General features: G+C 73.8%; 23 protein-coding genes. 8 read left to right on the forward strand and 15 right to left on the reverse strand.

Annotated features, from left to right (window positions below; all coding sequences use genetic code 11):
* The first annotated feature begins 18 nt into the window (after nt 1-18).
* On the forward strand, nt 19-618 hold the full coding sequence (locus GD970_RS10660; protein WP_152202869.1) for a helix-turn-helix domain-containing protein: 600 nt from the start codon (nt 19-21) through the stop codon (nt 616-618).
* Here GD970_RS10660 and GD970_RS10665 read toward each other — a convergent pair.
* Both GD970_RS10665 and GD970_RS10670 read right to left on the reverse strand, forming a co-directional pair.
* On the reverse strand, nt 543-1,928 hold the full coding sequence (locus GD970_RS10665) for a hypothetical protein (RefSeq protein WP_152202870.1): 1,386 nt from the start codon (nt 1,926-1,928) through the stop codon (nt 543-545). The two genes, GD970_RS10660 and GD970_RS10665, sit on opposite strands and share 76 nt — an antisense overlap.
* A gap of 113 nt (nt 1,929-2,041) precedes the next feature.
* Nucleotides 2,042-2,506, reverse strand: coding sequence for an RNA polymerase sigma factor (locus GD970_RS10670; RefSeq protein WP_152202871.1), 465 nt, complete (start codon nt 2,504-2,506; stop codon nt 2,042-2,044).
* Between the two features lie 308 nt (nt 2,507-2,814).
* On the opposite strand from GD970_RS10670, the gene GD970_RS10675 reads away from it, so the two are divergent.
* The gene (locus GD970_RS10675) at nt 2,815-3,186 is read left to right on the forward strand and encodes a lipocalin-like domain-containing protein (RefSeq protein ID WP_152202872.1); all 372 of its coding nucleotides are present in this window, start codon (nt 2,815-2,817) and stop codon (nt 3,184-3,186) included.
* A gap of 12 nt (nt 3,187-3,198) precedes the next feature.
* On the opposite strand, the gene GD970_RS10680 is transcribed toward GD970_RS10675, so the two are convergent.
* Complete coding sequence (locus tag GD970_RS10680; protein WP_152202873.1) at nt 3,199-4,317, reverse strand: glutamate--cysteine ligase; 1,119 nt, start codon at nt 4,315-4,317, stop codon at nt 3,199-3,201.
* Between the two features lie 123 nt (nt 4,318-4,440).
* Here GD970_RS10680 and GD970_RS10685 point away from each other — a divergent pair, with 123 nt between their 5' ends.
* Together GD970_RS10685 and GD970_RS10690 are read left to right on the forward strand one after the other, a co-directional pair.
* Nucleotides 4,441-5,289, forward strand: a complete 849-nt coding sequence (locus GD970_RS10685; RefSeq protein ID WP_152202874.1) for a nucleotidyltransferase family protein — start codon at nt 4,441-4,443, stop codon at nt 5,287-5,289.
* Between the two features lie 216 nt (nt 5,290-5,505).
* Nucleotides 5,506-6,411, forward strand: coding sequence for an ATP-grasp domain-containing protein (locus tag GD970_RS10690; protein ID WP_152202875.1), 906 nt, complete (start codon nt 5,506-5,508; stop codon nt 6,409-6,411).
* Between the two features lie 35 nt (nt 6,412-6,446).
* Here GD970_RS10690 and GD970_RS10695 read toward each other — a convergent pair whose 3' ends face one another.
* From GD970_RS10695 to GD970_RS10715, 5 genes are all read right to left on the reverse strand, one after another.
* Complete coding sequence (locus tag GD970_RS10695; protein WP_152202876.1) at nt 6,447-7,496, reverse strand: zinc-dependent alcohol dehydrogenase family protein; 1,050 nt, start codon at nt 7,494-7,496, stop codon at nt 6,447-6,449.
* Nucleotides 7,497-7,506: 10 nt separating this feature from the next.
* On the reverse strand, nt 7,507-7,842 hold the full coding sequence (locus tag GD970_RS10700) for a hypothetical protein (protein WP_152202877.1): 336 nt from the start codon (nt 7,840-7,842) through the stop codon (nt 7,507-7,509).
* 502 nt (nt 7,843-8,344) lie between these two features.
* Entirely contained in the window at nt 8,345-8,587 is a 243-nt protein-coding gene (locus tag GD970_RS22675) for a KTSC domain-containing protein (protein WP_211489948.1), read from the reverse strand.
* Nucleotides 8,584-10,335: an ATP-binding protein gene (locus tag GD970_RS10710; RefSeq protein WP_211489947.1), complete on the reverse strand. Its 1,752-nt coding sequence runs from the start codon at nt 10,333-10,335 to the stop codon at nt 8,584-8,586. Before GD970_RS10710 ends, GD970_RS22675 begins: the two co-directional genes overlap by 4 nt.
* Nucleotides 10,322-11,437, reverse strand: a complete 1,116-nt coding sequence (locus GD970_RS10715; RefSeq protein WP_211489946.1) for an SIR2 family protein — start codon at nt 11,435-11,437, stop codon at nt 10,322-10,324. Before GD970_RS10715 ends, GD970_RS10710 begins: the two co-directional genes overlap by 14 nt.
* A 685-nt stretch (nt 11,438-12,122) precedes the next feature.
* Here GD970_RS10715 and GD970_RS21635 point away from each other — a divergent pair.
* Nucleotides 12,123-12,296 carry a hypothetical protein gene (locus GD970_RS21635; RefSeq protein ID WP_193314919.1) on the forward strand — a complete coding sequence of 58 codons (174 nt, stop codon included), beginning with the start codon at nt 12,123-12,125 and terminating at the stop codon, nt 12,294-12,296.
* Between the two features lie 39 nt (nt 12,297-12,335).
* Here GD970_RS21635 and GD970_RS10720 read toward each other — a convergent pair whose 3' ends face one another.
* The 5 genes from GD970_RS10720 to GD970_RS10735 all read right to left on the reverse strand — a co-directional run bounded on the left by GD970_RS10720 (nt 12,336) and on the right by GD970_RS10735 (nt 17,324).
* Nucleotides 12,336-13,979 carry an NAD-dependent epimerase/dehydratase family protein gene (locus GD970_RS10720; protein WP_152202880.1) on the reverse strand — a complete coding sequence of 548 codons (1,644 nt, stop codon included), beginning with the start codon at nt 13,977-13,979 and terminating at the stop codon, nt 12,336-12,338.
* A complete protein-coding gene (locus GD970_RS10725) occupies nt 13,976-15,292 on the reverse strand; it encodes a zinc-dependent alcohol dehydrogenase (RefSeq protein ID WP_152202881.1) in 1,317 nt (438 codons plus the stop codon). The genes GD970_RS10720 and GD970_RS10725 overlap by 4 nt, the downstream gene beginning before the upstream one ends.
* Before the next feature lie 71 nt (nt 15,293-15,363).
* Nucleotides 15,364-15,522, reverse strand: a complete 159-nt coding sequence (locus GD970_RS21640; RefSeq protein WP_170297330.1) for a hypothetical protein — start codon at nt 15,520-15,522, stop codon at nt 15,364-15,366.
* A 54-nt stretch (nt 15,523-15,576) separates the two neighbouring features.
* A complete protein-coding gene (locus GD970_RS10730) occupies nt 15,577-16,644 on the reverse strand; it encodes a YihY/virulence factor BrkB family protein (protein ID WP_152202882.1) in 1,068 nt (355 codons plus the stop codon).
* Between the two features lie 224 nt (nt 16,645-16,868).
* The gene (locus tag GD970_RS10735) at nt 16,869-17,324 is read right to left on the reverse strand and encodes a pyridoxamine 5'-phosphate oxidase family protein (RefSeq protein ID WP_170297331.1); all 456 of its coding nucleotides are present in this window, start codon (nt 17,322-17,324) and stop codon (nt 16,869-16,871) included.
* A gap of 306 nt (nt 17,325-17,630) precedes the next feature.
* Between GD970_RS10735 and GD970_RS10740 the strand changes: the two genes are divergently transcribed.
* The 3 genes from GD970_RS10740 to GD970_RS10750 are packed head-to-tail and all read left to right on the forward strand — an operon-like array spanning nt 17,631 to nt 20,274.
* Nucleotides 17,631-18,371, forward strand: coding sequence for an MBL fold metallo-hydrolase (locus GD970_RS10740; protein WP_152202884.1), 741 nt, complete (start codon nt 17,631-17,633; stop codon nt 18,369-18,371).
* A complete protein-coding gene (locus tag GD970_RS10745; protein WP_152202885.1) occupies nt 18,368-19,294 on the forward strand; it encodes a glycosyltransferase family 2 protein in 927 nt (308 codons plus the stop codon). The genes GD970_RS10740 and GD970_RS10745 overlap by 4 nt, the downstream gene beginning before the upstream one ends.
* Nucleotides 19,291-20,274, forward strand: a complete 984-nt coding sequence (locus tag GD970_RS10750; protein WP_152202886.1) for a UDP-glucuronic acid decarboxylase family protein — start codon at nt 19,291-19,293, stop codon at nt 20,272-20,274. Before GD970_RS10745 ends, GD970_RS10750 begins: the two co-directional genes overlap by 4 nt.
* A gap of 93 nt (nt 20,275-20,367) precedes the next feature.
* Here GD970_RS10750 and GD970_RS10755 read toward each other — a convergent pair whose 3' ends face one another.
* Complete coding sequence (locus tag GD970_RS10755; protein ID WP_152202887.1) at nt 20,368-21,411, reverse strand: glycosyltransferase family 9 protein; 1,044 nt, start codon at nt 21,409-21,411, stop codon at nt 20,368-20,370.
* A complete protein-coding gene (locus GD970_RS10760) occupies nt 21,408-22,133 on the reverse strand; it encodes an SDR family oxidoreductase (RefSeq protein ID WP_152202888.1) in 726 nt (241 codons plus the stop codon). Before GD970_RS10760 ends, GD970_RS10755 begins: the two co-directional genes overlap by 4 nt.
* Between the last annotated feature and the right edge of the window lie 8 nt (nt 22,134-22,141).

A 22,141-nucleotide genomic window follows, 5' to 3' on the forward strand; every position in this document is an offset into this window, starting at 1 on the left:
AGGGCGGAGGGAGTCCACATGGGAAGCGCTGAGCTGTTGCTGCACCCGGTGCGTCTGCGCATCGTCCAGGCGTTCCTCGGCGAGGGGGAGCTGACCACGGCGGACCTGCGGGCCCGGCTCACCGACGTCTCGCCGGCCACGCTGTACCGCCAGGTGGCGGCGCTCGCGGCGGGCGGGGTGCTGGAGGTGGCGGCGGAGCGCCGGGTGCGCGGGGCCGTCGAGCGGACCTACCGGCTGCGGCCGGAGCGGGCCGCGGTGGGCCCGGAGGAGGCGGCTCGGCTCGGCCCGGACGAGCACCGGGCGGCCTTCACGACCTTCGTCGCCGGGCTGCTGGGGGACTTCGACCGCTACCTGGCCCGCGGGGACGTCGACCTCGGACGGGACCAGGTCGGCTACCGCCACGCGGGCTTCTACGCCACGGACGAGGAGGTCGTCGCCCTGCTCACCGCGGTCCGCGACGCGGTCCGCCCGCTGCAGGAGAACCGTCCGGGCGCGGGGCGCACCCGGCGGCTGCTCACCACCGTGCTGCTGCCCGCCGACGATCAGGGCGCCAGGTCCAGCGCCTCCTCGGCCACCGCCAGCACGGACCAGGTCCCGTCGTCGGACGTCAGCTCGTAGGCCGGCACGAGCAGGGCGGTGCCGTCGGGGTCGGTGTACGCGGTGAGCCCGAGGCGCGCTCCGGTCACGGTCACCTCGCGCACCGGCCAGGCCACCGGCGCGCCGGGCCGGGCGGTCGCCGGGGGCGGGGCCGACGAGGGGCCGACGAGGGTGTCCGGGGCCGACGCGGAGCCGACGGGGGAGTCCGGGGCGCGTTGCGGTTCCACCGCCGCGCCGGCCGGCAGCATCGAGATGCCGCCGAGGGGACCGAAGCGCGGGTCCATGAGCCGCTCCACCGCCGCCGCCGGGGCGACCACGGGGTAGTCGCCGAGGCCCACGAGGGGTGCGAGCGACCCCGAGGCGGACACCACCCCGGCGCCGCTGAGCCCCAGGTGCCACTGGACGCCGGTCCGCTGACCGGCCACCACCTGGTGCGCCAGCACGGTCGTGACCGGCTCGGTGGCGCCCGGCACCTCGTACTCGAACCCGTCGGGGTCGAGGTCCATCGCGGCGAGCAGGTCGCGCGCCCGGGCGGTGGCGGCCGCGGCGTCCGGACCGGCTTCCGTCTCCGTCCGGCAGCCGCCGACCGAGCCGGAGGTGCCCGCGCCGTCGGCCGGCGCGGGTCCCGCCCCGCCGTCCGCCGGCGCGGGCTCCGTCCCGCCGGGGACGGGCATGGCGGGCTCCGTCCCGCCCGGGCACCGGTACGGGTCCGCCGCCGGGTCGTGGTAGCTCAGTCCGGCCTGCCCGTCGGGGAAGACGCTGAGGGAGGCGCCCGTGCCGTCCGTGGGCCCGACCTGCCACACCCCGTCGCGCACCTGCGGGTCGCCGGTCACGCCGAGCGCGGCCGCGACCGCTCCCACCCGCTCGGCGGTGAGCACCGCCGGGGCGTCGAAGGCCCAGGCCGCCGCGCGCCCGTCCGCGGTCGGCAGGCCCTCGCCGCGGAACACCGTGCGGCCGGTCGCCGGCGGCCACAGCATCGTCGCGGCGTCCGCGGCGGCGCCCCGCTCGTGGGCGGGCCCTGCCGAGGACGAGCCGATCGCCGGCAGCGCGATCGGCGGCGCCGCGGGCTCCGACCGCCCGAGCAGGAAGCCGCCGGCTCCCACGACGGCCGCGCCGGCCACCGCGGCGGCCAGCCGGACCCATCCCGCACGGCGCGTGCGGGCGGCGGGCAGGGGCACGACGGCGCCGGGAGGGGCGCCGGCCTGGCGGTCGCCGCCGAGGCGGGCGTCGACCGCCTCGCGGAGGCGCGCCAGGTCCGTCGGGGCGCTCGCGGCCGGGTCGGCCGCGCGCAGTCTGGCGAGCGGGTCGTCGGTGTTCTCGCGGTGGGTCACGTCGGCCTCCTGCGGGTCGCGCCCGGCAGGCGCCGGACCGTCTACCCCGCATATGTGCCGTGACCCGCGAATCTTGCACCGGCGTCTTCCGTATGTGGGCCGGCCCGGCTTCCTCAGGCGTCCCAAGCGGCCGCCAGCCGGGCCCGCGCCCGGGACAGGGCGGCGTCGGCGCCGCCACGGCTGATGCCGAGCACCGCCGCGAGGTCCTCCGCGGTCAGCCCCTCCCAGGCGTGCAGCAGCAGGACCTGGCGGTCTCGTGGGGAGAGCGCGGCGAGGACGGCGCGCACGGCCTGGTCCGCGATGACCAGCTCGGCGGGGTCGACGTCGTGGGCCTCCGGCGGGGGCTGGCCGCTGGGCGTGGCGTGCCGGCGGCGGCGGTGGTTGGCCAGCACGTGTCCGGCCGTGCGGTACAGCCAGGGCAGCTCCGCGCCGGTCGGCACGTCCGCACGACGTCGCCAGGCGATGGCCATGACCTCGGCGGCCAGGTCCTCAGCGTCCGACGGCGCACGGCGCAGGAGGTAGCGGTGCACGCGCGGGGCGTGCGCGCGGAACAGACGCTCGAACCACTCCTCGTCCATCGCGGCTCCCTCGGTCCCGGTCCTCCGGCTGGCGCCGCCGCTGGCGACGGCGTGGGGCGCCGCGCGCCGTCGTCGGCGGTACTGGTCATCTTGCCGGGGCGCGCCCCTCATGAGCCGCGAACCGCCCGAAGAATCGGACGGCCAGCGCGCAACGGGGGTGGTGTGAGACCCGCCGCGCTCCGGGACGGCGCGGCGGCCGGGCCCGTGAGGTGCGAAGATGCGCAGGGCCCGGCTACCGCCGGGGCTCTTGCGCGGCACGCCCGAACTCCGGGTGCGGCCGCACCGCTTGTCCATGGAGGGGGACGGACATGTCCGAAGTGAGCAACCCGGTGCGCGATCGCAGCGACCGGCTCCCGCTGAGCCTGGGTGACCAGCTCGTCGGGACCTGGACCTTGGTGGGGCCGGACGACGGCGCCGAGGGGCTGCTGCTCGTCACCCCGGACGGGTACGCCGCCGTCCAGCTGGCCGACACCGACGCCGCCGCGCCGCTGGCGTCCGCCGGCCCCGTCCGCCTCGACGAGGGCGCCGGCACCCTCACCTTCGACCTGCCCGCCGCCGCGCTGACGGAGCGCCTGGGCGCCGAGCACCAGGTCACGATCGAGGGCGACGAGCTGCGGCTGCAGCGTGACGGTGCGGCGCTGACGTGGCGCCGTGCGGAGGGCGCCGACCGCGCGGCCTGAGCCGCGACACGCTCAGTCCGTGGCGCCCGCGGTGACCTGGACGGCGTCGTCGATGACGGCGGCGAGGTTCCCGGTGCGCCGCAGGACCTCCCGCTGGCGCCGGGCGCCGGTGCCCCGCCGCAGCACCGTGGCCATCCGCGCCTCGACCAGGGCCTCGTCGCCCAGGCCGCGCAGCGCGGGGCGGACGTGCTCGAGGAGGGCGGTGACCACCTCGGTGGCGGGCCGCGGCAACGCGGTGAGGGGGTCGAGGAGCACGCCGTCGAGCCCCTCGCGCGCCGCCTGCCAGGTGGCGAGGCGCAGCACCACGCCGGGCATCGGCGGCGGCGGCTCCCCGGCGGCCCACTCCTGGGCCGCGGTCTCCACCAGCGCGCGGCACAGCGCCGCCACCATGGCGCCGTCGGCGGCGTGCAGGCACACGTCGGCGATGCGGATCTCCACGGTCGGGAAGCGGTGCGAGGCGCGGGCGTCGAAGTAGATCATCCCGCGGTCGAGGAGCACGCCGGTGGCGACCATCTGGGCGACCAGCGACTCGTAGGCGGCGGCCGAGCCCTGCGTCTCGATGGGCCCGGTGGAGGGCCACCGGTGCATGACGAGGTTGCGGTAGCTCGCGAACCCGGTGTCCTCGCCCTGCCAGAAGGGGGAGTTGCCGGTGAGCGCGAGCAGGACCGGTAGCCAGACCCGGACCCGGTCGAGCGCCGCCACGGCCTCCTCGGCGTCGGTGACCGAGACGTGCACGTGGCAGCCGGAGCTGAGGTGCTGGCGACCGACCATCCCGAACCGCTCGATCATGGCGACGTAGCGGGGCGAGCGGACCACCTGCGGCTCCACCGCCGCGGGGTAGGTCCCCAGCGCGGCCACCGCGACGCCCACGGCCCGCGCCGCCTCGGCCGTCGTCGCCCGCCAGGCGCGCAGCTCCGCCTCGAGCGCCGCCATGCTCGTGTGGGGCCGGGTGTCGGCCTCCACCTGCTGCTCGGACATCTCGTGGACGAGCTCGCCGCCGGGCCCGTCGCCCGGCAGCCGGACCGTGCCCGAAGCCTCCGCCTGGGCGAGGACCCGACCGGCCGCCCCCAGCGCACGCCCGCTGCCGACCTCCACGAGGAAGAGCTCCTCCTCGACCCCCACGGTGCGCACGTGCACAGTCTGGGGCAGGCTGGCCCGCTCGGCACTCGGCTACGGCGGATGAGCCGGGCGCCGTTTCGGCGGATGAGCCGGAACCGGCTCGCCCCGCCGTGGCGGCGCGCGCACAATCGAGCCGTGACGAGCGGCCCCGCCTTCGGCCGCGAGGCGCTCGAGGGCCTCGCGCAGCGGCTTGCCGGGGTCGAGGGGGTCGTCGGCGCGGTCCTCGGCGGCAGCCGGGCCCGGGACGAGCACCACCCCGGTGCCGACGTCGAGCTGGCCCTGTACTACCGGCCCCCGCTCGACATCGCGGCGCTCGGCACGATCGCCCGCGAGGTCGACCGGCCCACCGCGACCGTCACCGCGCCGGGGGAGTGGGGGCGGTGGGCCGACGGCGGCGCCTGGCTGCACGTGGGCGGCGTCGTCGTCGACTGGAGCTACCGCGACCTCGCCCGGGTGCTGCGCGCCTGGGACGACGCCCGGGACGGCACCTTCGGCTTCCACCACGCGGTGGGCCATCCGCTGGGGGTGCCGGACTTCGCCTACGTCGGCGAGCTGGCGCTCGGCGTCGTGCTGGCCGACCCCACCGGCGAGCTGGCGGTGTGGCACGAGCGGTTCCAGGACTACCCCGAGGCGCTGGCCGACGCGCTCGTGGCCTCGCTGTGGGAGGCGAACCTCCTGGTCGAGGTGGCGCACCGGGGCGTGCCCCGCCACGACACCACCTACGTCGCGGCCTGCCTGGCCCGGGCCCTGCTCATGTGCGCCCACGCCATCCACGGCCGGGCGGGGCGCTGGCTGGTGGACGAGCGCGGCGCCATCGCCGCCGCCGACCGCCTGCCCGGGGCCCCCGAGGGGTTCGCCGCCCGCGCGCACGCCATCCTCGCCGGCCTCGACACCGCCGCCGAGCCCATGGAGAGCGCGCTGGCCGCCGCCGTCGTCCTGGTCCGCGACGTGGGCAAGCGGCTGCGGAGCCGGCCCCCCGCCTGACGCCGGCACACCACGCCGCCCGAGGCCTGACGGCGGCACGCCACACCGCCCGAGGCCCGGCCGCCGGCTCGCCACACCGCCCGAGGCCCGGCCGCCGGCTCGCCACACCGCCCGAGGCCCGGCCGCCGGCAGCGCCGCCCCGGGGTCTACCCCGGCACGCGCGCCGCCCGGGACGGGGGCTGGCGCCCGACGGTGGCGGTGTGGTGGGGTCCTCCCATGCCGAACGCCTCCGACCGTTTTCCCCTCACCGTGCCGCCGCCCGACGCCACCGACGACGGCCCGGCTGACGTCGTCCTGGTCACCGGGCATGCCGAGCACGACCCGGAGGCCCCGCTGCTCGTCGACGAGCTCGCCGCCCGGGGGGTGCGCGCGCAGGTCCGGCCGTGGGGCGCCGGCACCGACTGGGCGGCCGCGCCGCTGACGGTGGTGCGCAGCCCCTGGGACTACATCTCCCGCTGCGCCGAGTTCCTCGCCTGGGCGAGGGAGGCCGCCGAGGTATCCACGCTCGTCAACCCGGTCGAGGTGCTCGGGTGGAACGCCCACAAGGGCTACCTCGCCCGGCTCGCCGCCGCCGGCGTGCCCGTCGTCCCGACGATGCACGTCCCCGCCGGCACCGCGGAGCTCGGCGCCGTGCTGGGGCGGTTCGACGGCGAGGTGGTCCTCAAGCCGGCCGTCTCCGCCGGCGCGGTCGGCGTGCTCCGGGCTTCCGCCGACGCCCCCGGTGCCGTGGAGCACCTGACCGGGCTGACCGCCGCGGGCGACGCGCTGGTCCAGCCGTTCGTGCCCGCCGTCCTCGATCGCGGCGAGACCTCGCTGGTGTTCTTCGGCGGGGCGTACAGCCACGCCGTGAGCAAGCTGCCCGCGGCGGGCGACTACCGGGTCCAGGGTTACCACGGCGGGCAGACCCGGGCGGTCGAGCCGACGCCGGCCGAGCTCGCCGTGGCGGCCCGGGCCCTCGCCGCGGGGCCCGGCGAGGTCGCCTACGCCCGGGTGGACCTCGTGGACCTCGACGGGACCCCGGCGCTCATGGAGCTCGAGCTCATCGAGCCGGACCTGTTCCTCGCCTACGCCCCGGGCGCGGCCGGGCGCTTCGCCGACCACCTCCTGACGCTGCTCGACTGAGCCCGGTTCACCTCGCGGGCGGCACCCGGCCGGCCTCAGGGCCGCAGCATGACCTTGATGGCCTCGCGCCGGTCCATGGCCGCGTAGGCCTTGGCGACGTCGTCGAGGGGCACCGTGCGGTCGAAGACCCGGCCGGGCTCGATGCGGCGGGCCAGGACGTCGGGCAGCAGCTCCTCGATGTAGGCGCGCACCGGCGCGACCCCGCCGAGCAGGTTGACGTTGGAGCCGAACAGGACCTTGATCGGCAGCTGCGAGACGCCGTTGGGCACGCCGACGTACCCGACGTTGCCGCCGGGCCGGGCGCTGGCGATGGCCTGCTCCATCGAGGCCTGGTTGCCCACCGCCTCGATGACGACGTCGGCGCCGGGGCCGGAGGTGAGGTCGCGCAGCGCCGCGGCGCCCTCCTCGCCGCGCTCGGCGATGATGTCGTCCGCGCCGAAGGAGCGGGCGACGGCCTGCCGGTCGGCGTGCCGCGAGAAGGTGATGACGCGCTCGGCGCCCAGCCGCTTGGCGGCGAGGGTCGCGCACAGCCCCACGGCGCCGTCGCCCACGACGGCGACGACCTTGCCCGGGCCCGCGCCCCCGCGGACGGCGGCGTGGTGGCCGGTGCCCAGGACGTCGGTGAGGGTGAGGACGGAGGCGAGCAGGTCCTCGGCCGGGGCCTCGGGCACCTTGACGAGGGTGCCGTCGGCCAGCGGGGCCCGCACGTACTCGCCCTGCCCGCCGTCGACCAGGTCCCCGTCCCGGTCCGGCCCGCCCCAGAAGCCGCCGCGCACGCAGGAGGTCTGGATGCCGTTCCGGCAGTTCACGCACACGCCGCAGCTGTAGGAGAACGGGGCGACGACGAAGTCGCCCGGGGCGAGCGTGCGGACCTCGTCGCCGACCTCCTGGACGACGCCGACGAACTCGTGCCCGATCCGGCTGCCCGGCTTCACGGGCACCACGCCGCGGTAGCGCCACAGGTCCGAGCCGCACACACAGGCGGCGACCACCTTGACGATCGCGTCGGTGGGCCGGACCAGCCGCGGGTCGGGGACCTCTTCGAGCCGGACGTCCTGGGGGCCGTAGATCGTCGTCGCACGCACGGGTCCGAGCCTAGAGCGGGCGGGGGATCCGGGCGCGGGCGGGGGCGAACCCGCTCGAGGCCGTGATCGGGGAGCCGGGCCGGATCTCGACGTCGGTGAGGATGTCGACGCGCAAGCCGCGGCGGTGGATGAGCGGGCGCAAAAGCCCCGGCCCGGCCAGCCGCTCGAGGTGGGTGCACGGCTCGGCGAGCCGGAGCCCGCGGCAGCGGACGTCGCCAATGCGGAAGTCGCGGCCGACGAGGGCGTTGACGTCGATGCCGCGGGCGAGGATGTAGCGCCGGGTGCTCAGGAAGTCCAGCGCGGCGTCCCGGGCGGTCAGGTCCTCGACGACCTCCGCGGCGATCAAGGTCGGCGATGGGCACCAGGCCGGCGCAACGGCCCGCCAGCCAGCTCTTCCATGCCCCGAGCGCGTGCGGCAGCGGCTCGCCGGCCATGGGCGGGAGCTCGGCCAGGGGCACCTCGGTGGCGGCGGACAGGCAGGCGGCGAAGCCGCGCACCAGCGCGCTGCCCGGCCCGTCGGACAGGTCGACCTCGATCATGTCCGCTCCGTTCGCAGGTGCGAAGCGGCCTAGCCAGGCGGCTCGGGCCACCTCGTACAGTCATTTAATGTTTCGCGGTGTGGCCGCGCCCCAATGTGTCCCTCGGCGTTCAATACGGAGATCTTTCTCGGCGGAGCAGGCGAGAGTTACCCCCGAGCTTCGCTAGAGCCCACGCTCACGGCGGCCATGTCGGCGCGGATTTACAGTCGAATGCGTACTACGGGCGTTGGGTGGTCCACTCTTGGAATGCTCGTTTGTCGTAATGTGTCGCGAGGTCGTCAACCGGATTCGCGCTTCTACGGCACGGACTTAAGAAGCGGGTGGTTGCTCGTAACGGTGATGCGTCTGGTGGTTCAACACATCGTGAATGAACTTCCCCTTGCTTACGCCGGGCGCCATGAAGTCTTCCCAGACGTGTGGTGGGCATGCTTCGTAACACCACTCGACATCGTTGGGGAACCGCACGCAAATCGTTTCATTCTCAGCGTCGTAAGCCACAGCCACCACGCGCGTTGAGTCACTTACCGAAATCCACTCGACCATGCCGTTCATTCCTCTGTTTCCAGCCCCCGCCACTTGGCGAGTGCGTTCTGCAGTCCCTCTATGGAAGGCGCACCTCTCCACCCTTCTAGGCCTGGATCGGCCGCATGCGGAGCGGGGTGGGGGGCGTCGATCATCACGCGCGAGGGGAGCGCAATAGCCTCTCCCGCAATCAGGGCTTCCCCCGTTCTGAGGGAGGGTAGCGCTTCGGCGAGACCGACCAGCGTGTCTGGTAGCCCGCTGCGGACGCGCGACTGGTCAGCGCTGTTCGTGAGTCTCATCGCGATTACGGTCCCGGCTTGAGAGAACGCAGTCTCGGGTAGTTCCGACGGGCGCTGGCTCACCAGCATCATCCCGATCCCGTACTTCCTACCTTCACGCGCGATCCGGTTGACCGAGTCGCGCGCGACTCGAACTGTCGAACCCTCCGCAAGGAATCTGTGTGCTTCCTCCATCACCACGAGCACCGGCCGGTGCCGGCCCACTCCCACTTCTGGGGTGGAGCGGAGACACAGCTCGAAGAGGAGCCGTAGCACGACGCCGATAGCGAGATCAGCGGCTTCGCTGGGGACACCCGAGAAATCCAGGACCGATAGCGGCTTTTCGCCGCCGAGCCACTCGTCGAGAACTTCGATGAACGGATCGTGGTCTAGCGTCTGTGAATCAGGCTTGAGGAAGAACGCGAATCTCGGGTCGCGCATACGCCATCGAATGTGCCCCGGCACAGTGCCGAACCTGCCGTACAACGGCCCTTGCATCGGCGGGGTACCACCGGGACCGTGCGGCGTGAACTTAGCTGGTTTGAGGCTGCGTGGATCCCCTGAATCGATGACGCAATCTGTTCCGCCCGACTTCTTCGTCACCGTGGCGTTGTTGTCGTAGTCGAGTTTGTGCCACACCTCGTGCAAGTCGAACGGGATGGGCGTATCGGCGGTGACCGTGCTCGAGTCCGAGAGCCACCCGCAAGCGTCAGCGTATTGTCTTCGCTGCTCCGCGACGAGTTCGATGAAACGGTTAACCAGAGTCGCGTTCGTCGAGGCGCCCCCGGTAAGTGCCGTGAGAATGTCCGTGGCGGGAAGCGCCCAGTATGGGACCCGCAGGGCGTTGGCTCCGTCGCCTGTGACTGAGCGAACAGACGCGAGGTCGCGAACGGCTGATATGTACTCGCCGTGAGGGTCGATGACGACGATGTTTGCTGACTCCCACCCCTCCCGCACAAACTTCTGTAACAGGCTCGCCACAGTGCTGGTCTTGCCCGCACCCGTCGAGCCCACGACAACGCTGTGCCGAGTGACCAGCCGTCGAGCTTCCAACGCGAGCGGTACGTCAGGGTTTGCCGCCAGTCGACCAATTCGAACGTGGGAGGTTGAGTGGGGTGGGTAGACCCGTGCGAAAAGCTCCGGCTCAGCAAAATGAACTGGATCGTCCAGGCCGGGATACGATGTCACTCCTCGTTGGAACCGACCGACGGCATCCACTTCGCCCAACAGTTGCAGTCGAAGCCACCGGTCTCCTGTCTGCACGACATCTACCGGCGGCAGCGCGCCTGCAAGTTCCGAGATGCCAACGAGCGTTACGGAAGCCAGTAGCCGCACCGGACCCTGCGGCAGGGTTACCAGCGATCCGACCTGCCCGATCGGCTGGAGTCGGCCGCGCCACAGCGGAGCGACCCCTGCCAGTTCCGGATCCAAGCGAACGGTGACGGTTGCGCCCACGACGTGGCTGACACGTCCGATGCAGGTCGGGTCAGTTTGCGTCACCGATTGTCCCTTCAACCGGCACCGATTCCAGCCCGTTGCCTGGTATGCGCCGTGCCTTCGCCAAGAATCGGCTCAACGAGGTGAAATCGCCAAGTTGGCAACTGCTGCCGTTCCACACCTCAGGGGTCATGGAAGCTTCTGGTTTCCCCCAGTCCCGGCGCTCGCCGGAAATGATCGCCTCGCTAGCGGCGACCACTGTGATGTTGGGCTGGATATTAGTTACAAGTTCGTCGGGAATGCTGCTGTAGCAGAAGACAGCGATCTCAGATCGGGGGTAACGCCTAGCCGCGTCGAACAGCACCTCATTGAGGTGGGCGTCGCCAAATGAATAGCCGGAGACCAGTGTGAACGTCTCTGGCTCTGCAAGGGCACGGCGCAGCCGATCATGAAGCACCACGAATGGGACCCGTCGGGACTGGTCGTACTTCTCGTCTGACGGGTAGATCGCCGCCATATCTTGCTGAGCCACAGCGCTGCCGGTGCGTACAACGGTGCCGTTCTCGGCTGCGAGCCAGTTCAACGACCCGTGCAACTTCCACAGCCGAACGAAGGAGTTAGGTAGTTGATCGACTGCGGTGTCGCGGGGCTCCACGAGATCCGGGCGAAAGTGTGCACGGAGGGATCCGACGAATCCATCGAAGTAAGAGGCGCCGACCAACTCGAGGCCAGTCTCGATCAGCAAGTCATAGTTGACCGTGAACACCTCAATGGGCTTGAGATAGAACTCGCCCGCTGCCCAAGAGGCGAAGGCGGTCACGGCTGCTAGGTCCGGGGCGGGCGCCTGCAGGTTGTCGATGATGCTGGCCGTAATCTTCATCTCCAGATCTAGTGCGGTCTCTGGAGTAAATCCTGCGAACTCCTCGCCGGGGCTGAGGAGCGCACGGATGCGTCGCAGCCTGGTAAGGCCTTCTTCGAGATTCCTATCTCTGTAGAGGTCCTCCGCAAGCTGACGGCCTGCACCATCGAGGCTCTCGAGCACTCGGGAAAGCAGAACGTTGACGTCGGGCAGGCCAGCGGCGCACGAGGTGCCAGCCCCCAGTAGAAGACACACATGCCGGGACCGGGTGGCCAGTTTCGCTGCAAGATCGGCGGCGACGGCCACGGGGTCATGGGTAGGCCTGGGTGCCGAATTGTCAGTGGGCGTGAGCGCCAGGTCATCGGTTGGCGTGTGCACAGTCATTCGTCCTCAGTCGTTAGTGGTGTAGCAACTTCTACAGCCAGGTGTTCCGCTTGCCGCATCACCAGGTCGGCGGCTTCCCGCCTGCTCGGTTGGCACTTTTCGTCGGTCCAGGACGCACGGATTGAAGTGCTTGCAGAGAAGTTGTCATTGCGCGACTCGTTGACGTACGGGATGACAATGCCCCTTCTCTGTGGCGATGGTTCAAACGGTAGCGGTAGCGACCCGCTTTACGGACAGAGACGTGGCAATATCCGACCCCTGGGCTTTGTGTAGTACCGGTCTCGCCTCGTGGCCTTAGTCCTACGGTTGGCGGTCGAGGTGACTCCGGACGGCATGGGCGGATCAGCGGCTTGCGCCGTCGGCCGGGACCCCGCACGCCGGACAGGCTGGACAGGTGCGACGGCAGGGTCGCACCAAGCTCACGGCGCCAGCTCGGCTTCAACGTGAGTAGGCGCAGATGGCCCTTATGTCATGTGAGCCACCTAGGGAGGTGGAACTGTGCCGGGCCCTGGGGCTCGTTATGCCGGGGGCCGGGCGAGCGGCCTAGACCGTCGATCGCCCTGACCTACGCTGGGAGGGACGAGATCGCGACGGCGAGGAGGTCGCCATGGGTGCCGAACCGGAGCCCCCGCGCGTCCCGAAGGGCGACGACGCGCAGCCCGGCCACGATGAGCACTTCGACGAGCCGGTGCTGCTCGAGGAGGACGAGACGGTGCCGCCGCGGCCGGAGGAGGAGGCGGCGGACCTGCTGCGGTCCGAGCCCGGCGAGAACCCGGGCTGAGGCCGGACAGCCGGCGTCAGGGCGAGCCAGCCGGCGTTGCTACGCCAGCTGCTGTGCGCCCACCTCGGCGCCGGTGCGCAACGCCTCCCCGCGGACCATCTGGTGCAGCCGCTCGAGGCGTGGGGAGAAGGCGTGAGACCGTTCGACGAGCTCGTCGAAGCGTTCCCGCGGCAGCCCCAGGTCGGGGGCGAGCTCGGCGAGCGTCTCCCACAGCCCGGCCTGGCCGTTGACGGCCCCGCGCATGATCTCGAGCTCGAGCAACGGGCTGAGCGGGGAGCGGGTCAGGACCCGGCCGTTGAGCTTGAGCCGGCCGGCGCGCTCGGCCACCCATGCCGCCGCCTGGCGGTAGGGCCGCTGGCGCAGGTCGAGCGCATCGATGATCGCGTGCAGCGCCTCCCGGGCGGCGGTGATCTCGTCGGCCAGAGCGGCCAGCTCGGGCCCCATGGCGGTGTCCGCGTACGCCCGGGCCATCCGCTGGATCCGGTCGCTCCCGCCGGTGGCCCCGGTGAGGTGGTCCGACAGGTACAGGCCCAGCAGGTGGGCGTCGATGTGCGGGGGCACGTGGGCGGCCATGACGTCTCCAGGGGTCGGGCTCTCGCGGTGGCGCCCGCCGGTCTCTCCGGCGTCGCGGAACTGCCGGTCGTGCGGGCGCATGGTGGGGCTGGGCGTGCCGGCGCGGTCGGCGATGCCCTCGAGCATCTCGCGCAGGGTCGCCTCGGCGTCGCGCCGCGGCGCCCAGCCGAGCTCGGCCCGGGCCCGGGCGGTGTCCATGACCGGCACCCCCATGGCCATGTCGAGCCAGCCGGCGTCGGAGGCCAGCAGCCGGGAGCGCCACGCCAGGTCGACGACGGGGCGGATGAGCCGCGGGGGCACCTCCACCAGTCGGCCGTGGTCGAGGACGCGGGCGAGGTCCGCGGCGCGCAGCACCGGGTCGGTCGCCACGTTGAACGCCCCACGAGCCCGGCGCAGCACCGCCTGCAGGTAGGCCTGCGCGGCATCGTCGGCGTGGACCACCTGCAGGCGCAGGCCGGCCGGCAGCGGCAGCACCGGCAGCGCGCCCGGGCGCAGCAGCCCCGCCGGCACCCACGGGCCGAGGAAGTAGCGGGCGATCTGGGCGCCGGCCGCCGCCTGGAAGACCAGGGCGGTGCGCAGGCGGGTGACGACGATCTCGGGGTGCTCGGCCTCGAACGCGTCGAAGATCCGTTCCTCGGCGGCCTTGTCCACGCTGTAGTGCGAGGAGCGGATGCCGCCGGCGGGCCAGGACTCCTCCCGCGGCACGTCGTCGTCCACCGGGGAGTAGGACGCCACCGAGCAGGCGGCGACGAGCTGGCCGACGCCGGCCCGGGCGCACGCCGCGGCGACCCGGCGGGTGCCGTCGACGTTGATCCGCCGCAGCTCGTCGCGGTCGTGGTTCGGCTGCAGCACCCAGGCCAGGTGGATGACGGCGTCGGCCCCGGTGAAGGCCCGCGCGAGGCGGGCGACCACCGCCTCCTCGGCGGCGTCGTTCATCGCCAGGGCGCCGACGTCGACGCTGACCCACTCCGCGGCGTCGTACGGGGCCGCCCGCCGGTCCGGGGGCCGGCGGGCGATCCCCACCACCGACGTCACCGCCGGCTCGGCCGCCAGGGCCCGCAGCACCGCCGTACCGACGTTGCCGCTGGCCCCGACGACGGCGACCCTCATGGCCGGTCCACCGCCGGGCCGGCCCCCTCGGGGGCCCCGGGCGCCACGTCGGCGGCCGTGTTCGCGGCGATCTCGGCGTCCGTGGCCGGCGTGTGCAGCGCGCGGGAGGCCGGGATGGTGGGGTCGAGGACGATCTTGATCGCGCCGTCCTGCTTCTTCTGGAACGTCTCGTACGCCCCCGGGGCGTCCTCCAGGGAGAGCCGGTGGGTGCGCAGGTCCAGCACGCCGAGCGGGTCCGCCGAGTCGCTCACCAGCGGCATGAGGTCGTCGATCCAGCGGCGCACGTTGGCCTGCCCCATCCGGACGTTCAGCTGCTTGTCGAACAGCTCCATCATCGGCATGGGGTCCACCGCGCCGCCGTAGACGCCGGAGAGGGAGATCGTCCCGCCGCGCCGCACGGTGGAGATGGCCAGGTGCAGGGCGCCGAGGCGGTCCACGCCGAGGTTCTTGATCATCGGGCGGGCGAGCGCGTCGGGCAGCAGGCCGGCGCCCTTCTGCATCACCTCGGCGACGCTCGAGCCGAGCGAGCCGTGGGCCTCCATCCCGACCGCGTCGATGACGCTGTCCGGGCCGCGTCCGGCCGTCAGGCCGCGGACCGTGTCGGGCAGGTCGTCGACGTCGCGCAGGTCGAGGGTGTCGATGCCGTGGCGGCGGGCCATGGCGAGCCGCTCGGGTACGAGGTCGACGCCGATGACCTGGGCGGCGCCGCGGTGGCGGGCGATGCGGGCGGACATCTGCCCGATGGGGCCGAGCCCGAGGACGACGACGGAGCCGCCGTCGGGGATGTTGGCGTACTCCACCGCCTGCCACGCGGTGGGCAGGACGTCGGAGAGGTAGAGGTAGCGCTCGTCCGGCTCGCCGTCGTCGGGCACGGGGATCGGGCCGTAGTGGGCCTGGGGCACGCGGAGGTACTCCGCCTGGCCGCCGGGGACCTGGCCGTAGAGCTTGGTGTAGCCGAACAGCGCCGCGCCCTTGTCCTGGTCGCGCACCTGGGTGGTCTCGCACTGGCTCTGCAGCCCGTGGGCGCACATCCAGCAGCTGCCGCAGGAGACGTTGAAGGGGATGACGACCCGGTCGCCGGGCTTGATGTGCGTGACCTCGGGGCCGACCTCCTGGACGACGCCCATCGGCTCGTGGCCGAGGACGTCGCCGGGGTCGATGAACGCCCCGAGCACGCTGTAGAGGTGGAGGTCCGAGCCGCAGATGGCGGTCGAGGTGATCTTGACGATGGCGTCGGTCGGTTCGCTGATCTCGGGGTCCGGGACGTCCTCGACGCGGACGTCCTCCTTGCCCTGCCAGGTCAGTGCGCGCACATGGTCTCCCGTCGTCGGTGGAGCCGCCCACGGTCGCGGGACTGCGGGCGGCGTGGTGCTGGATGGGTCCGTCAGGCGTGGCCCTCGGACTCCTCCTCGTCGTCCTCGCCCTCGGCCTGGGAGGGCTGGTGGGCCGCCTCGTGGGAGGTTAGGGACTCCGGGTCGGCGTCGGGGTCCTGGTCCGGGTCGTAGGGCTCCTCGGACGGCTTCATGCCGGTGTTCTCGCTCATGGATCCACCGTGGCACCGGCCCCGGGTGGCCGCATCCGGTGGCCGAGCCGCGCCTCAGGGGCGCCCGTCGCGCTGGGACGCGGGCTCGTCCTCCTGCTCGAACCGCTCGCGCAGCTCGCGCCCGCGCTCGACGTCCTCCTCGGCCTTCTTGGCCTTCTTGTCGCTGGCGCGGGTGTCCTTTGGGGGCAGCTGGAGCGTCTCCTCCGCCTCGATGCCGCCCTGAAGCTCGCGGCCGCGCTCGAGCTCGGCGTCGAACTCCGCCCCGAACAGCAGGGCGAGGTTGGTGATCCACAGCAGCAGCAGGAAGATGATGACGCCGGCGAGGGCGCCGTAGGTCTTGCTGTAGCTGCCGAACTGCGAGGCGTAGAAGCCGAAGGCGAGCACGGCCAGGGCCGCCGTGACGATGGCGATGACGGCGCCCAGGCTGATCCAGCGGAACTTCGGCTGCTTGACGTTGGGTGTGAAGTGGTAGAGCAGGGCGACGACGACGACGGTCACCAGCAGCAACGCGGGCCACTTCGCGATGTTCCACACGGTCAGCGCGACGTCGCCGAGCCCGATGACGTCGCCGATGGCGCGGGCGATGGGGCCGCTGACCACGAGCAGCACCGCGGCGATCGCCACGAGGACGAGCAGCACGGCGGTGAGGGCGTACATGAAGGGCCGCAGCTTCCAGATCGGCCGGCCCTCGGGCACCTCGTACATGCGGTTCATGGCCCGCCCGAAGGCGTTGACGTAGTTCGACGCGCTCCACAGGGCGACGAGGAGACCGATGACGAGTCCGGCGCCGGGCGCCGGGACGTTGGTGAGGGCGTCGATCACTGGGCCGAGGGTTTGCATCGTCGTGTCGGGTACGACATCGGAGAGCATGCCCTTGAGGGTGGTGGTCGTGGACTCCGCCTGGCCGACGAGGCTGAGGATGGAGACGAGCGCGATGATCGCGGGGAACAGCGACAGCACCGCGTAGTACGTCAGGCCCGCCGCGAGGTCGGTGCAGTTGTCGTCCATGAACTCGCGGAAGCTCCGCTTGGTGACGTACTTCCACGACGGCTTGCGGATCTCCGTGGGGGAGTCCGGCTTCGCCGGGTGCTCCTCGTGCGGGGCCTGACGGGTCGTGGCCATGGCGTCTCCTCGGGGAAGTGCCGGGCGGCGCCGGCGTCGGTGCCCGGTCCTCCTGAGGCCACGGCGCGGGGGCCGCGAGGGCCGAGGGGGGCCGGGGTGGCTCGGCCCCAAGGGTCTGCCGGGCCGGACCGGTCGGCAACTCGACGGGCGCGCGGCGCAGGGCGTACCGGGATCGCTCGCGCCGGGCACCCCGGCGCTGCGCCGGTGCCCGACCGGCGCCGGCGTCAGGCGATCTGCAGCCGGGCGTCGCTGCGCACCCGGTGCAGCGGACGCACCGACGGGGACGCCGCGGCCTCGGGGAGGATCCGCCGTCCGGCGACCTCCTGGACGGGGATGCCCACGAGGAGCTGCCCGCCGGCCCACGGCGCCGCCAGGCCCTCGTTGACGAGGGGGTCGCCGACGAGGCGCGCCCGGCCCGTCACGGTGACGTACCAGCCGGTGCCCGTCGCCGGGTCGAGCGCCTGGACGCCGAGCGTCATCACGGGCTCGTGCACCGCCGCCGCCAGCCGTTCGCCGTACCCGGTGCGAAAGACCACCTCGTGCTCGTGGACGAGGAAGCGCACCGGCACCATCCGCGGGGCGTCCGACCGGGCGTAGCTCACCCAGCCCAGGCCGGCGACCGGCAGCAGCCGCAGGCACTCGGCCCGCGAGAGCACGTCGAACTCGACCCCGTCGGGCATCCCGGTTCCCTTTCCCCCGATGAGAAAACCGGTCGCGGCAAAGCGCGCGCCATGCAGGCACCACCCGTCGCGACATCCCCAGTGTGGCACCACCGACCTGCGGAAACCAGGGAATGACCGGCGCATTCGGGTGCGGGGTTCCCGGGCCGGAGTCCCCCCCGATCTGCCCCGGCGGCGTGCCCTCGATCAGGGCCGGTGGGCGCCGCCGGGCTCGGGATGCGGGCGTGTGGGGCCCGTGCCACGGTGGCGCCTACTCCAGACCGGGCCGACGCCCGGGCCGGTCGCCGCCGTCTGCGAGGGAGGGCGATGCTGCACCGCAACGTGGCCGAGGGGGTTCACCGCCTCGAGCACGCCTACGTGAACTGCTACCTGATCGAGGACGACGACGGCGTCACCGTCGTCGACGCGGGCCTGCCGGCCTTCTGGCCGCTGCTCGGCCGCGCGCTGCGCGAGCTGGGGCACCGCCCCCGGGACGTGCGGGCCCTGGTGCTCACCCACGCCCACTTCGACCACGTCGGCGTGGCCCGCCGCCTGCAACGGCGGCTCGGGGTGCCGGTGTGGGCGCACGAGCGCGAGCACTACCTCGCGGCCCACCCCTACCGGTACGCGCACGAGAACGTCCGGGCGATATACCCGCTGCGCTACCCCCACGACATCAAGCTGCTCGCGGCCATGGCCCGTGCCGGCGCCCTGTGGGTGCGCGGCGTGCGCGATACCCGGCCGCTCGAGCCCGGCACGACGCTGGACGTCCCGGGCCGCCCGCAGGTGATCTTCACGCCCGGGCACACCTTCGGCCACTGCGCCCTGAGCCTGCCGCGCGGGGTGCTCGTGAGCGGTGACGCGCTGGTCACCCTCGACCCCTACACCGCCCGCACCGGCCCGCGGATCATCGCCGGCGCCGCGACGGCGGACTCCGCCATGGCGTTGCGCTCCCTGGACGCGCTGGCCGCCACCGGCGCGCAGGTGGTGCTGCCAGGGCACGGGGAGCCGTGGACGGACGGCGTCGAGGCGGCCGTGGCCCACGCCCGCGCGGCGGGGCCGGCGTGACGACCGCCGCGCACGGTGCCGAGAGCCGCCCGGTCGAGGACCCCCGGGTGACGGTCGTCGTGGCCAGCCGCAACCGCCGCGAGGAGCTGCTTGCCAGCCTCGCCCGGCACCGGGCCCCGGTGGTCTTCGTCGACAACGCCTCCACCGACGGCAGCGCCGAGGCGGTGCGCGTGGCCTATCCGGACGTCACGGTGGTCCGGCTGCGGCGCAACATGGGCGCCTTCGCCCGCACCCTCGGCGCCGCCCGTGCCGGCACCGACTTCGTCGCGTTCGCCGACGACGACTCCTGGTGGGCCCCCGGGGCTCTCGCTGCGGCGGCATCGGTGCTGGCGGCCCACCCCCGCCTCGCCGTGGTCAACGCCCGCATCCTCGTCGGGCCGGAGGAGCGGCTGGACCCGGTGTGCGCCGAGATGGCGGCCTCGCCGCTGCCGCGTCCCGACGGGGTGCCGGGCGCGCCCCTGCTCGGCTTCGTCGCCTGCGCCGCCATGGTGCGCACCGACGCCTTCCTCACCGCCGGCGGCTTCGACCCCGTGGTGCGGTTCCCGGGCGAGGAGGAGCGGGTCGCGCTGGACCTCGCCCGCCTGGGCTGGGCCATGACGTACCTGGACGACGTCGTCGTCCACCATCACCCCTCCCCGCGGCGGCACGCCCCGGACGAGCGGGTGCGCGCGATCACCCGCGCCTCGGTGCTTACCGGCGCCATGCGGCTGCCGTGGCGGCGCGCCGTCGCCCGCGGCTGGCGGGCGGCGCGGGCGGGAGCGCCCGCGCGCGCGGGGCTCCGCGACGCGCTGCGTGAGCTGCCCGCCGCCCGGCGCGCCCGCCACCGCACCCCCGCCCACGTGCTCGAACAGCTGGACCTGCTGGAGCGGGCCGCGCCGGCCGGGCCGGTGCCCGAACCGATGTCCGAAGGAGGACGACGATGAGAGTGCTGCAGGTGGTACACAGACCGGCCGCGGCGCCGGGCCGCGCGGTGGTGACCGGGGGCGCCGGGTTCCTCGGCAGCCACCTGTGCGAGACGCTCCTGGCGCGGGGGTGGGAGGTGGTCTGCCTGGACAACTTCCTCACCGGGACCCCGCAGAACGTCGCGGGCCTGATGGGCCACCCGGGCTTCGAGCTGGTGCACTGCGACGTCACCGAGAACACCCACGTGCGCGGCGACGTCGACCTGGTGCTGCACTTCGCCTCGCCGGCCTCCCCGGTGGACTACCTCGAGCTGCCCATCGAGACGCTGCGCGTGGGGTCCGTCGGCACCGAGCGGGCGCTGCGGCTGGCCTGGGACAAGGGCGCGCGGTTCGTGCTGGCCTCGACGTCGGAGGTGTACGGCGACCCGCAGGTGCACCCGCAGGCCGAGGACTACTGGGGCCACGTCAACCCGATCGGCCCGCGCGGGGTGTACGACGAGGCCAAGCGCTACGGCGAGGCGCTGGTGACGGCCTACCGGTCCACCCACGGCGTCGACACCGGCATCGTGCGGATCTTCAACACCTACGGCCCGCGGATGCGTCCCCACGACGGCCGGGCGATCCCGACCTTCATCCGCCAGGCGCTCGCCGGGGAGCCGCTGACGGTGGCCGGCGACGGCAGCCAGACCCGGTCGGTGTGCTACGTCGACGACCTGGTCGCGGGGGTGCTCGCGATGGCCGCGAGCGACCACCCGGGCCCGATCAACATCGGCAACCCGCACGAGCGGTCGGTGCGCGAGATCGCCGAGGACGTCATCGCCGCCACCGGCTCGGCGTCCCGGATCGACTTCGTCCCGCGCCCGGTGGACGACCCGGAGGTGCGTCGGCCGGACACCACCCGGGCCCAGGAGGTCCTCGGGTGGCGTCCGCGGGTGCCGTGGGAGCAGGGCCTGGGCCGGACCGTGGAGTGGTTCGCCCGGGCGCTGAGCGAGACCGCCTGAGAGGCCGGCCGGGCGCCCGATCCCCAAGTGCCCCAACGGGCACAGCGAGTTCGAGACCCGTCGGAACGAGCCGGGCACGAAGAGCTGACGTCGTCAGGCCGCCACGGCGGCCAGGGCCCGCTCGACGGCGTCCCACGCCTCGTCGGTGCCGATCGCCTCGAGGGCCGGGTCCACGGCATGGGCGTGCGGGTCGCCGGCGCCGTCGCCGTGCCACAGGACGGTGTGCAGGTGCGGGTCCACGGCCGGGCCCCAGGCCGCGGGCGAGACCGGCCCGAACAGCAGGACCGACGGCGTGCCGAGCGCGGTGGCGAGGTGGGCCACGCCGGTGTCCCCGCAGACCAGGAGGCGGGCGCGGCCGACGACGTCGGCCAGGCCCGGCAGGTCGAGCCTGCCCGCGAGGGAGCTGACGGCCGGGGCGTCGGCGCCGGGCGGGTCCATGGAGGCGCCGCTCGTGGCGCCCGCGCTCGCCGCGCCGGCGATGACCTGCGTGCACAGGCCGGCCTCGGCGGCCGATCCGGTGAGGAGCACCCGGTGCCCCGCCTCGACGAGCCGCCGGGCGAGGGCGGACCACCGCCGGACCGGCCAGCGCCGCGCCGGCGACGCCGCCCCGGGGTGGAGCACCACCGCGGTGCGTGGGCCGCCCGGGGTGGGCAGGCGCAGGTCCGCGGCGTCGCAGGGCCCGCCGGCCCAGCTGACCAGGCGGCACCAGCGCGCCACCTCGTGCTCCCCGGCCCGCCAGGGCGGTCCGTCGTGCCCGGCGTCGGCGTTGGCGAAGGCGACCAGGCGCGCCGGACCGGTTTCGGCCAGGACCCGGTGGCTCTGCGGTCCGCGGCCGTGCAGGTTCACCGCGACGTGCCCGGGGCGCAGGCCCGCGGGGTCGAGCCGGACGCCGTCCAGGCTGTCGACGGCAGCGGTCGGCAGCACGGCGTCGACCACGCCGAGGGAGCGCAGCCAGCCGCCCACGCCGGCCGGGGCGGCCAGCACGATCCGGCGGCGCGGCCAGGCCCGCCGCACCCCGCGCAGCGGCGCGATCCCGGTGAGGGCGTCGCCCAGCCCCAGGGCGCGCAGGACGAGGACGTCCCCGTCGGGGAAGCGGGCGGCGTCGTCGGGCCCGACGCTGCCGGGCGCCGCCGTCACGGCCAGGAGGTCTCCCCGGACGCCATGACGAGCATCTCGCGGATCTCGCTGCCCACGGGCTGGCGCAGCGCGGTGATGACGGTGGCGGCCGTGTGCGCCGGGTCGTTGAGGTCCTGGTCCGGCGCCGGGCGGAACCGCTCCTCGCGGCCGTCGAAGAACGCCGTGCGCATCCCGCCGGGCACGAGGCAGGTCACGCCCACGCGGCCGGCGTACTCCGCGGCCAGCGCCTGGGAGAAGCCCCGGACGGCGAACTTCGACGCCGAGTAGGCGGTGGCGGCGTCGGCCCCGCGGAGGCCCAGCGTGGAGGAGACCGTCACGACCGTCCCGCGGCTCTGCTCCAGGTAGGGCAGGCACGCGCGCACGACGGCGACCGTGCCGAAGAGGTTGACCCGCACCACCCGCTCCCACGCCTCCGGGTCGATCTCGGCCAGCGGCCCGCACGCGTCGGTGCCCGCGGCGGTCACCACCGCCGACGGCGGCCCCACCCGCTCGGCGAGGTCCGCCACCGCCGCGGCGGCCGCGGCCGAGTCGGACAGGTCCACCTCGGCGAAGGCGACGCCGTCCGCCGGCGGCACCCGGTCCAGCACCGCCGGGGTGCCGCCCGCCCGCCGCACCGCCTCGACGACGGCGGCCCCGAGGCCGCTGGAGCCGCCGGTGACGTAGACGGTGCCGATCTCCCGCGGGGTGAGGTCGGCGGCCGGACGGGTGCTCTGCTGGGTCACGCGGTTCT

The sequence above is a fragment of the Georgenia thermotolerans genome (genome assembly GCF_009193185.1).
GTDB classification, from domain to species: Bacteria; Actinomycetota; Actinomycetes; order Actinomycetales; family Actinomycetaceae; genus Georgenia; species Georgenia thermotolerans.

Coding starts and splice junctions, on each gene's coding strand:
- GD970_RS10660 (WP_152202869.1), top strand. CDS start 19: ATGGGAAGCGCTGAGCTGTTGCTGCACCCGGTGCGTCTGCGCATCGTC.
- GD970_RS10670 (WP_152202871.1), bottom strand. CDS start 2,506: ATGGACGAGGAGTGGTTCGAGCGTCTGTTCCGCGCGCACGCCCCGCGC.
- GD970_RS10675 (WP_152202872.1), top strand. CDS start 2,815: ATGTCCGAAGTGAGCAACCCGGTGCGCGATCGCAGCGACCGGCTCCCG.
- GD970_RS10690 (WP_152202875.1), top strand. CDS start 5,506: ATGCCGAACGCCTCCGACCGTTTTCCCCTCACCGTGCCGCCGCCCGAC.
- GD970_RS22675 (WP_211489948.1), bottom strand. CDS start 8,587: ATGAACGGCATGGTCGAGTGGATTTCGGTAAGTGACTCAACGCGCGTG.
- GD970_RS21635 (WP_193314919.1), top strand. CDS start 12,123: ATGGGTGCCGAACCGGAGCCCCCGCGCGTCCCGAAGGGCGACGACGCG.
- GD970_RS10720 (WP_152202880.1), bottom strand. CDS start 13,979: ATGAGGGTCGCCGTCGTCGGGGCCAGCGGCAACGTCGGTACGGCGGTG.
- GD970_RS21640 (WP_170297330.1), bottom strand. CDS start 15,522: ATGAGCGAGAACACCGGCATGAAGCCGTCCGAGGAGCCCTACGACCCG.
- GD970_RS10730 (WP_152202882.1), bottom strand. CDS start 16,644: ATGGCCACGACCCGTCAGGCCCCGCACGAGGAGCACCCGGCGAAGCCG.
- GD970_RS10735 (WP_170297331.1), bottom strand. CDS start 17,324: ATGCCCGACGGGGTCGAGTTCGACGTGCTCTCGCGGGCCGAGTGCCTG.
- GD970_RS10740 (WP_152202884.1), top strand. CDS start 17,631: ATGCTGCACCGCAACGTGGCCGAGGGGGTTCACCGCCTCGAGCACGCC.
- GD970_RS10750 (WP_152202886.1), top strand. CDS start 19,291: ATGAGAGTGCTGCAGGTGGTACACAGACCGGCCGCGGCGCCGGGCCGC.